The sequence below is a fragment of the Corynebacterium sp. HMSC062A03 genome (assembly GCF_001811145.1).
Classification (GTDB): domain Bacteria; phylum Actinomycetota; class Actinomycetes; order Mycobacteriales; family Mycobacteriaceae; genus Corynebacterium; species Corynebacterium aurimucosum.
In genome coordinates this window covers 41,678-41,899 of sequence record NZ_KV803662.1, presented here as the reverse complement: position 1 = coordinate 41,899, position 222 = coordinate 41,678, and the positions used below count along the sequence as shown (strand labels likewise).

Genomic DNA, 222 nt, shown 5'->3' with positions numbered 1-222 from the left:
TCCATTCTGATCATGGCAGTGTGTACACCTCACAGGCTTTTAGGGACCACTGCGCCCAGCTTGGCGTGCGCCAATCCATGGGCGCGGTGGGAACGAGTGCTGATAATGCCCTGGCAGAATCATTTAACGCCAGTCTCAAGCGTGAGGTTCTGCGTGATCGGAAAGTCTTTGACAGCCCAATCAGCTGTCGCCAAGAAGTCTTTCGATGGTGCATGCGCTACA

At 54.5% G+C, this 222-nt stretch carries 1 protein-coding gene; it reads left to right on the top strand.

Features of this window, described 5'->3' with window-relative positions:
- Nucleotides 1-222, top strand: a 222-nt coding sequence (locus HMPREF2781_RS12165) for an integrase core domain-containing protein (protein ID WP_141750573.1), incomplete at both ends; no start/stop codon positions are given.